The sequence below is a fragment of the Coprococcus sp. LG101-27 genome, from assembly GCF_027695515.1.
GTDB lineage: Bacteria > Bacillota > Clostridia > Lachnospirales > Lachnospiraceae > Allocoprococcus > Allocoprococcus comes.
In genome coordinates, this window is the sequence record NZ_JAQEUJ010000002.1 from 160,422 (window position 1) to 177,797 (window position 17,376).

15 protein-coding genes and 1 tRNA gene are annotated in these 17,376 nt (G+C 41.5%); 2 read left to right on the top strand and 14 right to left on the bottom strand.

Translation table 11 applies throughout. The annotated features are described in order from the left end of the window. Nucleotides 1–120 precede the first annotated feature (120 nt). The 5 genes from PG766_RS03285 to PG766_RS03305 all read right to left on the bottom strand — a co-directional run bounded on the left by PG766_RS03285 (nt 121) and on the right by PG766_RS03305 (nt 5,532). Nucleotides 121–1,146, bottom strand: coding sequence for a threonine aldolase family protein (locus PG766_RS03285; protein WP_118198541.1), 1,026 nt, complete (start codon nt 1,144–1,146; stop codon nt 121–123). Beyond that, a complete protein-coding gene (gene thiE, locus PG766_RS03290; RefSeq protein WP_118198540.1) occupies nt 1,143–1,781 on the bottom strand; it encodes a thiamine phosphate synthase in 639 nt (212 codons plus the stop codon). Before thiE ends, PG766_RS03285 begins: the two co-directional genes overlap by 4 nt. Then, nucleotides 1,768–2,589 carry a hydroxyethylthiazole kinase gene (thiM, locus tag PG766_RS03295; protein WP_022220107.1) on the bottom strand — a complete coding sequence of 274 codons (822 nt, stop codon included), beginning with the start codon at nt 2,587–2,589 and terminating at the stop codon, nt 1,768–1,770. Before thiM ends, thiE begins: the two co-directional genes overlap by 14 nt. A 281-nt stretch (nt 2,590–2,870) precedes the next feature. Next, the gene (locus PG766_RS03300; RefSeq protein WP_118198539.1) at nt 2,871–4,319 is read right to left on the bottom strand and encodes an MFS transporter; all 1,449 of its coding nucleotides are present in this window, start codon (nt 4,317–4,319) and stop codon (nt 2,871–2,873) included. A gap of 37 nt (nt 4,320–4,356) precedes the next feature. Beyond that, nucleotides 4,357–5,532, bottom strand: coding sequence for a M20 family metallopeptidase (locus tag PG766_RS03305; RefSeq protein WP_117556907.1), 1,176 nt, complete (start codon nt 5,530–5,532; stop codon nt 4,357–4,359). A 279-nt stretch (nt 5,533–5,811) separates the two neighbouring features. On the opposite strand from PG766_RS03305, the gene PG766_RS03310 reads away from it, so the two are divergent. After that, the gene (locus PG766_RS03310) at nt 5,812–7,131 is read left to right on the top strand and encodes a hypothetical protein (RefSeq protein ID WP_118198538.1); all 1,320 of its coding nucleotides are present in this window, start codon (nt 5,812–5,814) and stop codon (nt 7,129–7,131) included. 239 nt (nt 7,132–7,370) lie between these two features. Here the strand turns inward: PG766_RS03310 and PG766_RS03315 are convergent, their stop codons facing one another. From PG766_RS03315 to nrdG, 3 genes are all read right to left on the bottom strand, one after another. Beyond that, nucleotides 7,371–7,871 carry a GNAT family N-acetyltransferase gene (locus tag PG766_RS03315; protein ID WP_118198537.1) on the bottom strand — a complete coding sequence of 167 codons (501 nt, stop codon included), beginning with the start codon at nt 7,869–7,871 and terminating at the stop codon, nt 7,371–7,373. A 140-nt stretch (nt 7,872–8,011) separates the two neighbouring features. Beyond that, nucleotides 8,012–8,082 (bottom strand) — tRNA-Trp (locus tag PG766_RS03320). Nucleotides 8,083–8,155: 73 nt separating this feature from the next. Continuing rightward, nucleotides 8,156–8,662, bottom strand: coding sequence for an anaerobic ribonucleoside-triphosphate reductase activating protein (gene nrdG / locus PG766_RS03325; protein ID WP_117824136.1), 507 nt, complete (start codon nt 8,660–8,662; stop codon nt 8,156–8,158). A gap of 352 nt (nt 8,663–9,014) precedes the next feature. Here nrdG and PG766_RS03330 point away from each other — a divergent pair, with 352 nt between their 5' ends. Next, on the top strand, nt 9,015–9,524 hold the full coding sequence (locus PG766_RS03330; RefSeq protein ID WP_117824137.1) for a hypothetical protein: 510 nt from the start codon (nt 9,015–9,017) through the stop codon (nt 9,522–9,524). Nucleotides 9,525–9,582: 58 nt separating this feature from the next. Here PG766_RS03330 and PG766_RS03335 read toward each other — a convergent pair whose 3' ends face one another. The 6 genes from PG766_RS03335 to atpG form a co-directional block, all read right to left on the bottom strand. Continuing rightward, on the bottom strand, nt 9,583–11,211 hold the full coding sequence (locus tag PG766_RS03335) for an HNH endonuclease (RefSeq protein ID WP_117824138.1): 1,629 nt from the start codon (nt 11,209–11,211) through the stop codon (nt 9,583–9,585). A gap of 290 nt (nt 11,212–11,501) precedes the next feature. Continuing rightward, nucleotides 11,502–13,691: an anaerobic ribonucleoside-triphosphate reductase gene (gene nrdD, locus PG766_RS03340; protein ID WP_118198536.1), complete on the bottom strand. Its 2,190-nt coding sequence runs from the start codon at nt 13,689–13,691 to the stop codon at nt 11,502–11,504. A 140-nt stretch (nt 13,692–13,831) separates the two neighbouring features. Next, nucleotides 13,832–14,425 (bottom strand): HD domain-containing protein, encoded by a 594-nt coding sequence (locus PG766_RS03345; protein WP_117556899.1) that lies wholly within the window; start codon nt 14,423–14,425, stop codon nt 13,832–13,834. Nucleotides 14,426–14,651: 226 nt separating this feature from the next. After that, nucleotides 14,652–15,065 (bottom strand): ATP synthase F1 subunit epsilon, encoded by a 414-nt coding sequence (atpC, locus tag PG766_RS03350; protein WP_117556897.1) that lies wholly within the window; start codon nt 15,063–15,065, stop codon nt 14,652–14,654. An 11-nt stretch (nt 15,066–15,076) separates the two neighbouring features. After that, the gene (gene atpD / locus PG766_RS03355; RefSeq protein WP_117556895.1) at nt 15,077–16,474 is read right to left on the bottom strand and encodes a F0F1 ATP synthase subunit beta; all 1,398 of its coding nucleotides are present in this window, start codon (nt 16,472–16,474) and stop codon (nt 15,077–15,079) included. Between the two features lie 8 nt (nt 16,475–16,482). Next, nucleotides 16,483–17,376 carry an ATP synthase F1 subunit gamma gene (gene atpG / locus PG766_RS03360; RefSeq protein ID WP_117824140.1) on the bottom strand — a complete coding sequence of 298 codons (894 nt, stop codon included), beginning with the start codon at nt 17,374–17,376 and terminating at the stop codon, nt 16,483–16,485.

A 17,376-nucleotide genomic window follows, 5' to 3' on the forward strand; every position in this document is an offset into this window, starting at 1 on the left:
TCTCATATTAAAACACTACGAAAATCAAAAAAGGACTCTTCTGCCATTTTCTGTGCAAAAAAGTCCTTATCATTTACCATATCTGCCTTACCTGTAAAGCTTTATTCAATTTTTCGCAAATTACATATCTTGCAGGAATGCCTTCACATTTTCCTCTTTTGTCGCCCAGGAAGTGCATAATCGGATCACACTATGGGTCTCATCGTACCTTTCCTGATAAGTTACGCCATATTTTTGACGGATTTCCTGCAATTTGGCATCTTCCACAATAATGAACTGCTGGTTGGTATTGCTGTCCATGAAGAATTCATATCCTTTTTCTTTCAGTCCGTCTTTCAAAAGCATTGCCATATCAATCGCATGTTTGGAGATTTCAAAATAAAGACCATCTTTAAAAAGCTCCAGGAACTGAACGCCAAGCAGTCTTCCTTTTGCAAGCATTCCACCTTTTTGTTTAATGCAGTAACGAAAATCTTGCTTTAGACATGGATTTGTGATTACCACAGCTTCTCCGAACAATGCACCGACCTTTGTTCCTCCAATATAGAATACATCACAACACTTTGCAATATCCGGAAGTGTCACATCTGTCCCCGGTGCCATCAGTCCATATCCCATTCTCGCTCCATCCAGAAAAAGATAAAGTCCACATTCCTTACATACAGTAGAAATATTTTCAAGTTCATTCTTTGTATACAATGTTCCTACCTCTGTCGGATGTGAAATATAAACCATCTTTGGCTGTACAATATGTTCATGAGACTCATCACTCCAGTGCAGGTCGTAATATTCCTTTATCTGCTGTCCTGTGATTTTTCCTTCCTTTGAAGGAAGTGCCAGAACTTTGTGTCCGGTCGCTTCTACAGCTCCGGTCTCATGGACATTGATATGTCCGCTATCTGCACAGATCACTCCCTGGAACGGGCGTAAAATAGAAGAAATTACCGTAAAGTTCGTCTGTGTACCTCCCACCAGAAAATGAACATCTGCCTCCGGTGCTTCACACACCTTCTTAATTACTTCTCTCGCTTCTTCACAGTAAGGATCTTCCCCATATCCTACTGTCTGCTCCATATTGGTCTCGGCAAGCTTCTCGATAATTCTCGGATGTGCCCCTTCTGTGTAATCGCTAGTAAACAAAATCATTTCAACATACCCTCTACTTTCTCTTTTAATTCTTTTGTAGCCTGCTCAATATCCGGCTGTCCGAAAACTGCACTGATCACGGCAACTCCACAGATTCCGTTTCCGGCAAGCTCTGTCACATTCTCTTCCGTGATTCCCCCAATTGCCACAACCGGAATGTCCACCGTCTCGCAGATTTCCTTTAAAACCTTATGATCCAGCTTTGTTGCATCTGCCTTTGATGTCGTGCCAAAGACTGCACCGACTCCCAGATAATCGGCTCCATGTGCCTGCGCCTTTAGCGCCTGCTCCACCGTCTTTGCCGTAACACCGATGATCTTGTCCTCACCCAGTGTTTTCCGCACATCAAGAGCTTCCATATCGCTCTGCCCCACATGCACCCCATCGGCATCTACCTTCTTTGCAATCTCAACATTGTCATTGATCACAAATGGTACATGGTAGGATTTACAGAGCCTGGCAATCTCTTTTGCTTCTGCCAGAAACTCTTCCTCAGCCAGATTTTTTTCCCTGAGCTGGATAAATGTAGCCCCACCTTTCAGCGCTTTTTCCACCTGGCTGTACAGGCTTTCTCCATTCAGCCAGTGACGGTCTGTTACCGCATACAGAACCATATCTTTCTTATCTAATCTCATATTTTGCACCTTCTTCCAATTCTTTTCCTTCCATATTATAAATCGCATCGATGATCCGATTACGGTAGGTTGCGTTTCCATCTCCCGGCTGCATATATTTCCAGCCAGTCTCACCGGCAAGCCCCATGGCACAGACCGCTGCTGCCGCTGCTTCCAGATTATTCTCCGGATTCGCCGCAAGGAATGCCGTCATCATCCCGGAAAGCTGACACCCGGTTCCGGTGATCCGTCCCATCTCCGGACGACCGTTCCGGATCACAAAGCACCTCTTTGCATCACTTACAAGGTCTATTCCTCCAGTCACAGCAATCACGGAACCTGTCCTTCTGGAAAAATCCTTTATAAACGGAATCATTTTCTCCAGATTCTGCTCCGTCAGTGTATCTGCCTCGTCTGCATCCACACCACTCGTTGTACCATGTCCTGCTGCTAAGGTCTTGATCTCAGAAATATTTCCCCGGATCACATCAAACTGAATATCACGTATCAGATTCAGTGCCGCCTCTGTTCGGAACGAACTCGATCCTGCTCCGACCGGATCCAGCAACACTTTATGATGCAGTTCGTTGGATTTTTTCCCGGCTTTTTGCATACTTTCAATCTTGCGCGGATTTAACATTCCCATATTGATATTCAGTCCCTGACAGATGGATGTGATTTCTTCAATATCAGTCGGCTCATCTGACATAATCGGACTTGCACCGCAGGCAAGAACCATATTTGCCACATCATTGATCGTCACATAATTGGTGATATTGTGTATCAATGGTGCTTTTTTTCGTACTTCATCCAGATAGTTTCCAAGCATTCTTTTCCTCCGGTAAATCATATTATTTCTTATATCTTTAAAATTGTCTCTATAATTATAAAAAGACAGATATATGTCTGCCTTTCTTCTTTTCACTATTTCTTATTATACTCTTGATTTTCTGAAATGCAATCTGCATTTACCTGAAACATATGTCATTTCCATTCTCATCCCTGTATCCGGCAGATCTATAAAAGACTTCTCCAGATAACAACCGGGGCAGATGCTTTTTCACATCCGCCCCGGCTTCTTATTCACATGTTCACATGGATTTCAATATTCTATTTACTTTCTGCTGCTTTCTTGCTCATCTCCGGTTTTACAATGAAGATTACCAGAAGAAGTCCAATCAGAGTAACGACTGCTGCTGTCCAGAATACAGATTTTACACCATTCTGGATCAGTGCTACATTGGTCGGATCAGCTGATGTACTTGCATTATATGCGACTGCAAATACTGCAACTGCAATTGTTCCTGAAAGTGAGTTTGCGAAGTTAACCAGAGAAGTTCCGATTCCCATATCTTCCGGTGCCAGCATTGCCTGTGCTGTTGGCGTAATGGATACAGCACGGAAGCTTTCAGCGATACCTGTAACTGCAAGTGCTACAAAATAAATCATGATCGAAGCACCTGAATTTGTTACCAACGCCATCACAGCCATCGGGATCATTGCAAGACTTGTACCAATTACCATTGCTTTCCATGCATTGGCAGCTTTCTTTCCTACCCATGCACCTGCGATAGTAGGAAGAATGATTGTAATCAGTGTACGCGGCATCTGCAGTGCACCTGCTGCACTCGTGGATGCTCCCATAACCTGCATGGCACCGATCGGTGCATAATAGTTCATGGCATTCTGATAGAAATAGCAGATAAATCCTACAATAAGGAGTACTGTGTAGTTTTTATTTTTAAATAATTTCATTGGAATCAACGGCTCTGCAGCTTTATTTTCAATCTTAACAAGTGCAATAAGAGCAATGATACCAATTACAAGACCTGCAAGAATCATTGGATTTGTCCATCCCATAGAAGATCCAAAGTTCAGTGCAAGAAGAATTCCACAAAGTGATACGATAAGTGCGATCATCCCCGGAACATCAATCGTAACCTTTCCTTCTCTTTTCTGATTCGGCATGTTCATTCCAATCAGTACTATACCAAGAATAAGTGGAATTGCCGGCATAAGGATTGCCACAGTCAATAATCCCATATCTGTTAAAATACCTGCGATGATACTTCCTCCAAATCCACCAACAGCGATTGCGGTTGCAAGCATACCCATTGCCTTTGGTACATCTTTTCTTTCATTGATAAGACCTGCGATAATGTATGGTGCTGCTGTAAATGCGCCCTGTGCAAGGCTGACAATCAGTCTGAGGATCATCAGTGGAATCAGAGATCTCACAAATGCAAATGCAAAACCTGCAAGTGCACAGATAATTCCAGGAATCACTACAATGTTTCTTCTACCAATAAGGTCACCTAATTTTCCTCCAATCGGAGTCATAATCGATACACCGATCGCACCTACGATAGAGAAGAGTCCTACATATCCCATCGCATCAACTTTTTCAAGGATAGGTGCTGTTAACGTTGCAAATACCAGTCCATACATTGCTACAGAAAGCATCATGCAGATACATCCGATCTGAACCAAGTTTTTCTTTGCCTTCGGAAGCGGAATCGCAACCTGTGGCTGTGCCTGAGCCTGCTGTTCTTTACTCATATTTTTCTCCTCCTGTTCCTAAAGAAACCTTTACTCTCTATTTGTTATTTTTAAGCCACTGTGAAGCGCAATGTGCAAGACAAGCTGCTCCGATCGGGCAAACATCCTCATTAAACTGTGCTTTCGGATGATGTGCCGGATACTGTCCTCTTTCATCCAGATATCCTGCTGACAGATACATAAATGTACTTGGAACCTTTTCAGCGATCACTGCGAAATCTTCAGAAGCACTTGCAGAAATTCCCGGATATGGTGTGAGTCCCGGAATTCCAAGCTCCTGCATATATCCAACCACTTCGTCGGTAAGCTTCGGATTGCAGATCAGCGGAGGAACTTCTGAGATCATCTCAATATCAACGGTTCCGTTATATACAGCTGCTGTCTTTTCAGCGACTTCTTTCATTCTGCGGACCAGAAGTTCTCTTGCTTCCGGTTTGTTGGTACGGATCGTTCCCTGGAGAACAGCAGTCTCAGGAATGATGTTTGCTGCAGTTCCACCTGCAAACTGTCCGATTGTAAGCACACAGGAATGTGTCGGATCACTTTCTCTTGCGATCAATTCCTGCAATGCAAGATGGATATGAACTCCGATGTTGATCGGGTCAATTCCTACATGTGGATAAGCACCGTGGGAGCCTTTTCCATGAATGGTGATCTTAAATCCATCTACAGAATACATCATTGTATCCTTATCATTGTACATAAAAAGTCCAATCGGCATTTTTCCCGGTGATACATGGTACGCAAGCGCTGCATCAACCGGAGGATTCTCAAGAATACCGTTCTCGATCATATTCTTGCTTCCTTCAAAAGTCTCTTCTGCCGGCTGGAACATGAATTTGATAGTTCCTTCCAGTGTATCTTCTTTTTCTTTCAGCATCTTTGCTGCTGTAAGAAGCATTGCAGCATGGAAATCATGTCCGCATGTATGTGCTTCTTTTCCTGTAGGACACGCAAATTCTTCTCCGCTTTCTTCCGGCATCGGAAGTGCATCCATGTCTGCTCTCAGAAGAAGAACTTTTCCCCCTTTACCAAGTGTGGCTGTTACCCCGTAACCACAATCCTTCGGCTCAAGTCCGTATTCTGTCAGCTTTTCCATAACATAAGCTTTGGTCTTTGGAAGATCCAGACCAGTTTCAGCATTTTTGTGGATGTGTCTGCGGTTTGCAATTGTTTCATCCTTTAATTCCAATGCTCTTTCATAGTAATTCATACTAAGCCCTCCTTTAACTTTGTTCCTGCCATTTACATTAAAAATACTGTTCTACTTTTAGAATATTTACAGAACATTTTTATTAGTTTTTGGAACATTTACAGAATAGTTATCACGATTACAATATACCAACTTCTAACATTTTAGTCAATAATATTACAGAATATTCTTGATTTTCGTTGTTTTACCTATTTATTCGTTATTTTTTTAATTTTCAGAATATTATGGTTGATTTATGGAAGATAATTTTATATGATACTTTTTGAGAGGTGAAAGAAAATGAGAAGAAAAATTGTGGCTATTACCAGCCAGTACTTAAAGGAACCTGTCTCGCAGATCGTCTCAGAACTAAAACTAAACTGTGACATCCAGGTGGTTTCCTACAACAAATTTGACACAATATCAGAAGTTTACGATTCTTACGCCGGGGACACTGACGGATTTCTTATCAGTGGTAAGATCGCAAAAGCTGCCATTGAGTCAACTGCGCACGCTTATAACCGTCCGATCGTATCCTTTGAAATTGATACAGCCGGCCTGTACCGTGCTCTTTTGAATCTACTGATTTCCAACCGGGATCTGGATATGGACCGGATTATTCTGGATTTCCTGATTCCGATCGACGGCAGCTGTACTGCAACCGCTTTCCTTAAGGAGCTGGACATTGATACAGTTCCACCACATATTAACAACTGGACCAAGGCACTGACACGCACCAGTATCAGTACGATTGAAAATCATGTCCTTTCAGAGCTGATCCGTATGTGGAACAACAATGAAATGGATATGGTTCTCTGTCAGTACAGTAATATCCTGCCGGAGCTTCGTGCGCACGGGATCCCGACAATCTATCCGCTGCCAAGTGTCAGCCATATCCGGGATCTTGCAAATGAACTTCTGTCCACGATCGAGCTGGAGCACATACGTTCCAACCTTCCGGTTATCATCAATATATCTCCCCGTAGTTCGACAGATAACACACCGGAAAATATCCAGCAGATCTATGTCTGTATGGAAGATTTCTTTAAAAAAAATCTGATGAATTGTATCCCTCAGGAAGTGGATAATCACTGCAGTGCCCTGACCACTGTAGAAATGCTGCAGCATATTACGCACAATAACAAGGTCTGCGAACTGAATGAATTTCTCACCGGCAAACTGCATTTTGAATGTGCTGTAGGATACGGAATCGGGACAAATTTTGACAATGCGATCCGTAATTCTGTAAATGCCCGCAAAGAGGCTGTTCAGTTTGGAAAAAGTTTTATCCAGAATGAAAACGGGGATATGATCGGACCCCTTGGTTCATCCGACCGAAGAGTGATCCAGAATCAGTATGTGCAGAATCTTGGAAAGATTGCAAAGCAGTGTAATCTTTCACCGGTTACGATCAAGAAAGTCCTTGCCAGTACGCATGCTGCCGGATCAAATAAAATTACAACGCACGAGCTTGCCGAACGGATGGGAAGTACGGTGAGAAATGCGAACCGGATTATTCAGAATCTGGAAAATGGGGGAGTTGCGAGGCTCGCATATACGCAGACGACCAATGCGAAGGGGAGGCCGGTCAAGGTGTATGAGTTGTATTTTAATTTCTAAAGATATTTTTAAGTTTGCAAATTTATAGGTTGTGACGGCAACGAAGCAAAATAATTCCCCTCAGATTCTTTGTGCAAACCATTCCGATGAACCGCTTAGAGCGGGAATCGTGTTCAGCAGAGGCTTCCACGATTCCTGCGTTTCATCTCCATTGCACAAAAATTGAATCTGAGGGGAATTATTTTGCTTCGTTGCCGCTTACATTTATTGGTTGCAGATCTACTTATTGTTTCAACTTGTTATCTTATTTTTCCGTAAATGCAAAGATCATAAATATTATTATTTTTGATGACTGCTTTTTTCATTGTGCCTTCAAGTATAAAGTTGTTCTTTTCCAGTACTTTTCTGGAGGCAATATTAGGTTCGTATACCAGCCCTGTGATTCGGATGATGTCTAATTTTTCAAAAGCTGTTTCACAGATTTGTCTTACTGCTTCTGTCATGATTCCTTTTGAGTATTCTTCTGGTAATAAATAATATCCTATTTCAGCATCTTTTCGATAGACATCTTCTTTTTGTTCAACTGATATTGTTCCTATTATTTTGCCATCAACAATAATTTCTCGAAATATACCTGTTTTTCCCTCATTTTCTTTTACTATGTTTAACCACCATTCTGCTGATTCATTAGTATATGGATTTGGTAATCTATCTGATAAATAGTTTCTATCTATAGTATCACATATTCTAATAAGGGATTCTTTATCTTCAATACTCCATTTTTTTAATTCAATTTTCATTTTCCACACCTCACTTATACTTTACGTTTCTATACATCATAGCATTAGAAAATTATACTGTCACTCCTTTTTGTATTTTGTTCAAGAAATACTTATTAGAGTATAAAAACCCTCCCGGAACTGCTTCCGAGAGGGTTCTACAGGGGATGACAGAATCGAACTGCCGCTAAGAGTTTTGGAGACTCCTGTCATACCATTTGACCAATCCCCTATTTGATTTTATGATCTAAAAAAGACCACTTGTTATTTATAGCACAGTGGTCTTTTTTTGTCAATGAATTATTTTAGTTTTTCGCATTTTGGCGGATTTCATCAAGGTGAAGGATTCTCTGGTTGCGGCTTCCGCGGAATTCCAGGGTGAGATCTTTTTCGGCTTCGATGAACTCGCCGTCTACGAGGGTATCGATACAGGCGAGCATCTTGTCAGTGTATTCGGTGTAGACTTTTCCGCCGGGGATGAGGTCTACATCATAGAGATATCCGGTGTAGCACCAGACATTTTTCTCCGGGTAGCTTTCTTTGATCTTTTGCAGGAGTCCGGCAAGCTCTTTCTGGTTCTCCGGCTCGAAGGGTTCTCCGCCGAGGAGGGAAAATCCCTGGATGTATGCGGGTTTTAAGGCTTCCAGGATCTGTGCTTCTACTTCTTTGGTATATGGATTGCCGTAATTGAAATCCCAGGTTTCGGAATTGAAACATCCTTTGCAATGATGCCGGCATCCGGATACGAAAAGACTGACCCTGACGCCGGTTCCATTTGCGATATCGTAATTTTTAATTGTTCCGTAATTCATATCTTTATACTTCCCTTTTTCTCATTATAGCAGTACTACTCTGCTGTCCATTCTTACTCTTCTTATCAATTATAGCAAATCACACCTGAAAATCAACCACTATTGTCCTCCGGTAAAGCACGATTCCAACCGCTCCGGCGGTCTTTTGACTCCTCCAAATGCTGTGATGAGTGCTTCTACGATTTGTCCGCATACGGTCGCCCAAGCAACTGCTTTTTTGCAAAAATAATATTAGCGTTTTACAGCCAGATCCATTATACTATACTTATAAACACCCAAAATTTGAAAGGCAGATCAATCCAATGGCAGGAAAACTATTTTAACTGCCCCCACAAGCAAAGGAGGGATTCTCATGACGAAAAAAGCAACGCCAAAAATTTATTTTATTCTGTTACTTTTGTTTATTCTGCTTACTGGCTGCTCAGACAAAAAGGCATCTGAATCAGCCGTAAGTCCGGAAGCCGAAGCAGTAATTACTGCAATGTTTACTGCGCCAAATGAAGAATTATACTCTCAGGATGCTTCTAATGTAATCGGTGAAAATACTGATGCAAATTCTGATGATGCTTTCGCCAATTCTGAGAAAATTCTCGAAAACTGGAACAAACTTGTAGGAAAATACTTTGAAACGGGACGATTAGAATATTTTATTTCAACCTATGGTCAGACCTATCTGTCCGAAGCAGCTGTTAATAATACCAAAATAGCTTTAAAAGATATTTCGCTTGACTCCAAAACAGATGATTCCGAAACTGTTCTTGTGACTTTTTTAGTCGATAAGGAGGAAGTAGTCGTAAAAATATATTTTTCTTATGACCAGGATGGTTTGATAAAAGATGTTTATCCAATTAATTTTAAATAATTTTCTTTAAACCCAAAAGCAGGGGATCCTTTTCTAATCCCCTGCTTTTTCACTTGTATTAACTTATAATTTTATCACTCTTTGATCGGTTGCACTTCCAACATAATGTCTGTAAATTCTTTTCCTCTGTACAACCGCCTTTTGATACAGGAATAATATGATCTATCTCAAGCAGCAAATTAGGTTCTGCATAAATAGAATTCCCACAATTGCAACAAGTATAATTATCACGTTTTTTTATAAATTCCCGTAACTTCTTTGTCATTAAAGTTCTCTGCTCTTTTGCAAAAGCACTTGCTGTAAGTTTACTTTCCAATAATTTAATAAGTTCTATGATCGTTTCTTCTGTCATTGGTACGATAAATGATCTTCTTGCCATTCCTCCATTAGAAGTATATGAAAACTTGTATTCTACAGTAAGCACACTTTCATCAATATTAGCAAATCCAAGTCTTGAATAAAAACCTGCTTCATCATTCTCCATAATAAACGCTGGCACATCACCAAGATACTGTTGATAGTCCGCTTTATAATTTTCAATAATCTGCTTTGCATCCCTTAAAGTTTCAAGCTCCTCTATAAGTATATATAACTTCCGTATTTGTTCAGGATATGATTTCTTATTAGGATAAAAGTTTTTTACTATATATTCCAGCGGATTATTTTCTGCGCTTGCAAATACTGTCGCTGAAACTTCTGCTGTAAAAGGTGTAATTGTTTTTTTATATGGACGAATATAGTCATATTCATCATCATTGATTGTCTCATTTCTGACTACTCTGGTACCAAAAAGTTTAGATATAGACTGTATTTTTTCATTGATATATTCATTAAATTCTCTCTGGCTACTCATCATAGCTTCACAAGTTTCTTTTATTTTTAGGAACTCTGAAGACTCATAATAGTCTAATATTCTCTGATTATTATTTACTATTTTTTCAAGCTCTCTTTTATGATGTATTATGAAATCACCAATAACTGTCCATTCCTCACTATCAATCGTTTTTATTTTTTTGATACTATTAACTGTTTTGTCAAACAATTGAATAACTAAATTATCTACTTTTTCCTGACTTCCTTTAATAACCAGCATATCTCTATTTTTATTCGCATAGTCTATAATACTATTTACCTTTTCATAGTATTCATGTTGTTTTTTACTCAGCGCTTCTTTTTGTTGCTCTTTTAAATATTTATTATATTCGCCTTTTCCCATAAGTAGTGATGGATCTTTTTTAAATTTATTGATGCTAGATTGTTGTAATGTTATTACCTTTTCACCTAAATGATTACCTGCTGATGATATGTATTGAACTTTTATTCTATAAGCGCTTGCATTTCTTAAAACAACATCAATTTGTCTTGTAATTTGACGATATTTGGGACGGGATTTATATTCATTATCTTCTAAAAACTTTTTTAAAATGTCCACTATGTTATTTTTCTTTTTAATAATCTCCTCTGCTCTCGTAAGTTTTCCTTTATTTTCTTTAAAAAATTTTACATCGTCATATTTTTCTAATGCCTGCCTACTTTTTACTGCTACATATTCATCAAAATAGGTCACCATATTCCAACTTGAAAATCCTAATTTTTGTAATATCTCTTTTTCTAATTCCTCATACTTTCGCTTTGATATAACCTTAACGATTATAATTATTACAATTATTGCTATAATAAGTGGCATTTTCTTTTCCTTTCTACTTTTTTATTTTTCCTCCTTAAATTATACCTCTACCTTTATTCCATTTTCAATATTTTTATATATACTACGAAATAATTAGCATAATACTCCAAACATATATATTTTTGGCACAAAAAAAGGATGTCTGTTTTCCCAAACAACAACATCCTCTTTATTTTAAAATGTCCTTTTACAACTTTATTTGAAACATGAATTATTGTTTTTCATTTATTTCATCTAAAGTTGTCTTATTTCATATAGAGTTGTAAAATCACAACAAAACATTTCCATCCTTACAGATGCAGTACCCTGTCCTTAATCTCCTGGGTTCTTCCCTGATTCCAGAACTGGGTTCCGATATATCCGCAGGTTCTTCTCGCTACAAAGAGCTTATCCTGATCCCGGTTGCCACAGTTCGGGCATTCCCATACCAGCTTTCCGGTCTCGTCCTCGATGATCTTAATCTCTCCGTCATAGCCGCAGACTTCACAGAAATCACTCTTGGTATTCAGCTCTGCATACATGATATTCTCATAAATGTACTGTAATACGGAAAGTACCGCCGGAATATTGGTCTGCATATTCGGTACTTCGATATAGCTGATCGCCCCACCCGGTGAAAGCTTCTGAAATTCCGATTCAAATTTCAGTTTGCTGAATGCGTCGATCTCTTCAGTAACATGTACATGATAGCTGTTCGTAATATAGTTCTTATCTGTAACGCCCGGAATGATTCCGAAACGCTTCTGCAGACATTTCGCGAACTTGTATGTGGTAGATTCCATCGGTGTGCCGTATACGGAATAGCTGATATTTTCTGCTTCTTTCCATTCTTTACATTTATCATTCAGGTGCTGCATAACTGCCAGTGCAAATGGCTTCGCCTCCGGATCTGTATGGGATTTGCCAAGCATCCGCATACACATCTCATAAAGTCCTGCATAGCCAAGAGAAATGGTAGAATATCCGTCAAATAACAGCTTGTCAATCGTCTCACCCTTTTTCAAACGGGCAAGTGCCCCGTTCTGCCACAGGATCGGTGCAACATCTGAAACGGTTCCGAGAAGGCGTTCATGTCTGCACCGGAGTGCTCTGTGACAAAGCTCCAGTCTCTCATCCAGGATTTCCCAAAAACGTTCCATATTGCCCTCTGCTGAACATGCCACGTCAACCAGGTTGATCGTTACAACCCCCTGATTGAAACGTCCATAGAACTTATGACTTCCGTCTGCATTTCTCTGGGAATCTTCTACGGTAAGGAATGAGCGGCACCCCATGCACGGATAAACATCTCCGTTTTTCAGTTCTTTCATGATCTTTGCAGAAATATAATCCGGCACCATACGCTTTGCCGTACATTTTGCAGCCAGCTCAGTCAAATACCAGTATTTGGAATCCTCAGTAATATTATCTTCATCCAGTACATAGATCAGCTTCGGGAACGCCGGTGTGATCCATACACCCTTTTCATTCTTAACACCCTGCATACGCTGCTTCATCACTTCTTCGATGATCATCGCAAGGTCATCCCTGGTTCTTCCTTCCGGGACCTCATCCAGATACATAAACACCGTTACGAAAGGTGCCTGTCCGTTACAGGTCATCAGTGTGATCAGCTGATACTGGATCGTCTGGATTCCGCTCTGTACTTCGGTACGAAGCCTTCTCTCTGTGATCTTGTCGATGATCGCATCATCCAGAACCTCTCCGGATTCTATTCTTTCTTCAATGACACTCTTGCGGAGCTTCTGACGGCTTACATCTACGAATGGTGCAAGATGTGACAGCGTAAATGACTGTCCGCCATACTGGTTACTTGCAACCTGTGCAACGATCTGTGTGGTCACATTACACGCGGTAAAGAAACTATGTGGTTTCTCGATCATCGTCTCGCTGATGACAGTTCCGTTCTGGAGCATATCCTCCAGGTTGATCAAATCACAGTTGTGCTCTTTCTGCGCAAAATAGTCCATATCATGAAAATGAATGATTCCTTCTTCGTGTGCACGGACGATTTCCTCCGGAAGAAGGACTCTCTTAGTAAGGTCCTTGCTGACCTCTCCTGCCATGTAATCTCTCTGTGTAGAGTTGATCACAGGATTCTTATTGGAGTTCTCCTGCTTTACTTCCTCGTTCATATGATCGATCAATGCAAGAATTCCGTTATCCGTTGTATTCGACTTTCTGGTTAATTCTCTCTTATAGCGATAGCGGACATACTTCTGGGCAACCTCATAACCACGCATCTCCATAATGCCGGTCTCAACCATATCCTGGATGTCCTCCACATTCACTGCATGCGTAAATTCCTCTGCCTGCTGTGCAATCTTCTCCGCAATTGCAATGATCTGAAAGTCATTCATCCTGTGGATGTTCTCAACCTCTTCATTCGCTTTTTTGATCGCATTCACAATCTTCTCCAGCCGGAAGTCTACTTCCTCACCATTTCTTTTGATTACTCTCGTCTTTACTTCCAAATCCATCCCAACTTTCTCCTAACTTTGTTCCATCGCTCCACAAAATATAGTGTCACTTTTAAGTTTCTCCACTATATTTTGCGCTCTGTAGTATATGATACCCCATATTCACGAAAATGAAAAGGGGGATTTTTGTTTTTTTTATGTTATTTTTTTATCTTGCCATTTTCCAGATTCGGTCTTAAGAATTCTTCTTTCGCATACTCCCAGATCGCTTCTGAGCCTTTTGCCGTATTCCGGTTACGGTTCAGGATCTGTTCAATATGAACATCGTGTTCCTCCCACGCTTTGCCGTCTGTAGCCGCATTTAACATGATCGGCTGGATATTGTCCATCGTCCGGGCAAACTTCGACTCAGAAGTCTCCTGTGCCTCAAATTCCTCCCAGAGTGCCCGAAATTCCTTTCCCTGCTTTTCCGGAAGAAGTCCGAAAATCCGGTCCGCAGCCTTCACTTCCCGTTCCCTCTGCGTCTTCTTCGCATTTTCATCATAGGCATAGGTATCCCCCGCATCAATTTCTACAATATCATGGATCAAAAGCATCGTCACTGTCTTAAGAACATCGATCTTCTCATTGGCATATCCCGCAAGCAGAACCGTCATGATTGCCATATGCCACGCATGCTCCGCGTCATTCTCCTTACGCACCCCATCCGTCAGATATGTCTGCCTTCCAATAAATTTTTCCTTATCAATCTCCCGAAAGAAATTAAATAATTGCGTAAGCTCTTCTTTTTCCACGTTTTGCTCCTTCTATGATGAAATACACTCTATTTGAACACCTCAAAATCCTTTTTCTCAGTACACGCACACTGTTATATATTCTACCACAAACTACCCTGTATCGGAACTTTTATTTTGTAAAAGATTGTACCATTTTTCCCAATAAATTTTGTCAAAAATTCCGTATTGAAAAAGCGCGCAATCTGTAGTAGATTACGCGCTTCCACATAAATTTGTTTCCTATTTACCATTTTTTTCGCTTCGACACCTTCAACCGGTTCATCGCCCTTGAAAGCGAAGCCTGTGTCCGGTAATATTCCTGTATACTCTGTTTCTGGCGAAGCTTTTCTTCTGCATACTCCATCTGCTCCTGGGCAAGTCTGGCATCGATATCCTCCGGTTTCTCTGCCGTCTGCACCAGCATCGTCACACGGTTGTTGACGATCTCAAGGAATCCGGCTCCGACCGCAAGGTTCACCCATTCACCTTCTTCAAACTGAAGCATTGCCTCACCGATCACCACAGCGATCACCATATTTTCATGGTGCGGAAGAATTTCCATTCCACCGCCGTCCGGTACCGGCACGATCATCTTTCTGCAACGTCCTTCATAGAATACCCGGTCACTGGAAATGATTTTAAGTCCAAATGTATCCATACCTGGCACCTCTATTCTGCTTTTTCAGCCTTTGCCTTCTCGATGACTTCATCAATCGTTCCTACATTGAAGAATGCATTCTCCGGATACTCATCCATTTCTCCGTCGAGGATCATCTTAAATCCTCGGATCGTCTCTTTCAGAGGTACATATTTTCCCGGAACTCCGGTAAATGTCTCTGCAACGAAGAATGGCTGGGAGAGGAATTTCTGAATCTTTCTTGCTCTCATAACCGTTGCCTTGTCTTCATCGGAAAGCTCTTCCATACCAAGAATTGCGATGATATCCTGCAGCTCTTTGTATTTCTGCAGAACCTCTGTTACACGGTTTGCAACTTCATAATGTTCTTCTCCGACAATATCCGCCTCCAGAATACGGGAGTTAGATTCCAGTGGATCAACTGCCGGGTAAATACCCTGTTCTACAACCTTACGGGAGAGTACGGTTGTTGCATCCAGATGAGCAAATGTAGTTGCCGGAGCCGGGTCTGTAAGGTCATCGGCAGGGACATAAACAGCCTGTACGGATGTGACAGAACCATTCTTTGTAGATGCGATCCTCTCCTGCAGTTCACCCATTTCAGTTGCCAGTGTCGGCTGATAACCTACGGCTGATGGCATACGTCCAAGAAGTGCGGATACTTCGGAACCTGCCTGTGTAAAACGGAAAATATTATCAATGAAAAGAAGCACATTCTGATGTTCTTTATCACGGAAATATTCAGCCATCGTAAGTCCTGTCTCAGCGACACGCATACGTGCTCCAGGTGGTTCGTTCATCTGACCAAACACTAAGGCTGTCTTATCCAGAACTCCGGATGCTTTCATTTCTGTCCAGAGGTCGTTACCTTCACGGGAACGTTCTCCAACACCGGTAAAGATGGAATATCCGCCGTGCTCTGTGGCTACGTTACGGATCAGTTCCTGGATCAGTACAGTCTTACCTACACCGGCACCGCCGAACAGACCGATCTTACCACCTTTTGCATAAGGTGCAAGCAGGTCGATAACCTTGATCCCGGTTTCCAGGATTTCTACAACCGGGCTCTGGTCTTCAAATGACGGCGGATCTCTGTGGATCACCCAGTGTTCGGTATCTTCTTTGATTTCTTCGCCATTGTCGATGGTTTCTCCAAGTACGTTGAACAGACGTCCAAGGGTCTGCTCTCCAACCGGTACTTTAATTCCAGAACCGGTAGCGGTTACTTCCATGTCCTTGCAAAGTCCTTCACTTGCTGCCAGCATCAGACAACGAACCTCATCATTTCCCAGATGCTGCGCAACTTCCATAATACAGGTTTTTCCGTTGTTCTCCACCTGCAGGGCATCTTTGATGCGCGGCAGATTTCCGTCTTCAAATACAACGTCAACAACTGGTCCCATGACCTGTACAATACGTCCTTTATTCATACCTGTTTTCACTTCCTTTTCCGTTTCTGGGCTTTGGCGCCTGCACAAACCTCAGTAATTTCCTGTGTGATCGCAGCCTGCCTTGCCCTGTTATATATAATAGAAAGATCTTTGATGATTTCCTGCGCGCTGTCTGTTGCTGATTGCATTGCTGTCATTCGCGCATTGTGTTCGCTTGCATATGCCTCTACCAGACATCCATAGATCATACCAACCACGTAGTTTGGTACGATGCTGTCCAGAACCGCCTCTGCTGATGGATAAAGCGCGATTGCCTCTCTATGGATGTTAAGCGGCATTTTCATTTCATTAAATGAAGATCTCTCAAGCGGCAGGATCTTCATTTTTTCAACCGTTGTCAGCATCGAATTTTCCATTCTGGTGTAAACGATGTAGACCTCGTCCAGTTCACCTCTCTCATACTGGGAAAGAATCACTTCCGCGATATCTCTTGCCCTGTGCATGGTCGGTTTCTGCACAGTATAGAGGAAATTGGTGTCAATTTCCACACCCTTATTCGCATAATAGTGTCTGCCAAGCTCACCGACTACGAACAGCTTATGCTCTCCCGGTTCCTCCAGGATCTCATCCTCCACCTTGACAATGTTGTGGTTGTAAGCTCCTGCAAGTCCTTTATCCGCAGTAATGACAATGGAACCTATCTTTCGTTTCTCTTTTGGAATCTCTTCCCGCACATCAAAATACCGGTGCTCGATCTCAGGAATATGCCTCAGGATTCTGGAAATCTCTCCCTGAAGTCCGTAAAAGTACGGCTCTGAATCTATCAGCTTTTTCTTCGCCTGTCTCATCTTGGTAGACGAGATCATATACATGGCGTTCGTGATCTTCATCGTATCTTTGACGCTGTTGATTCGAGTCTGTATTTCTCTGATATTTGCCAT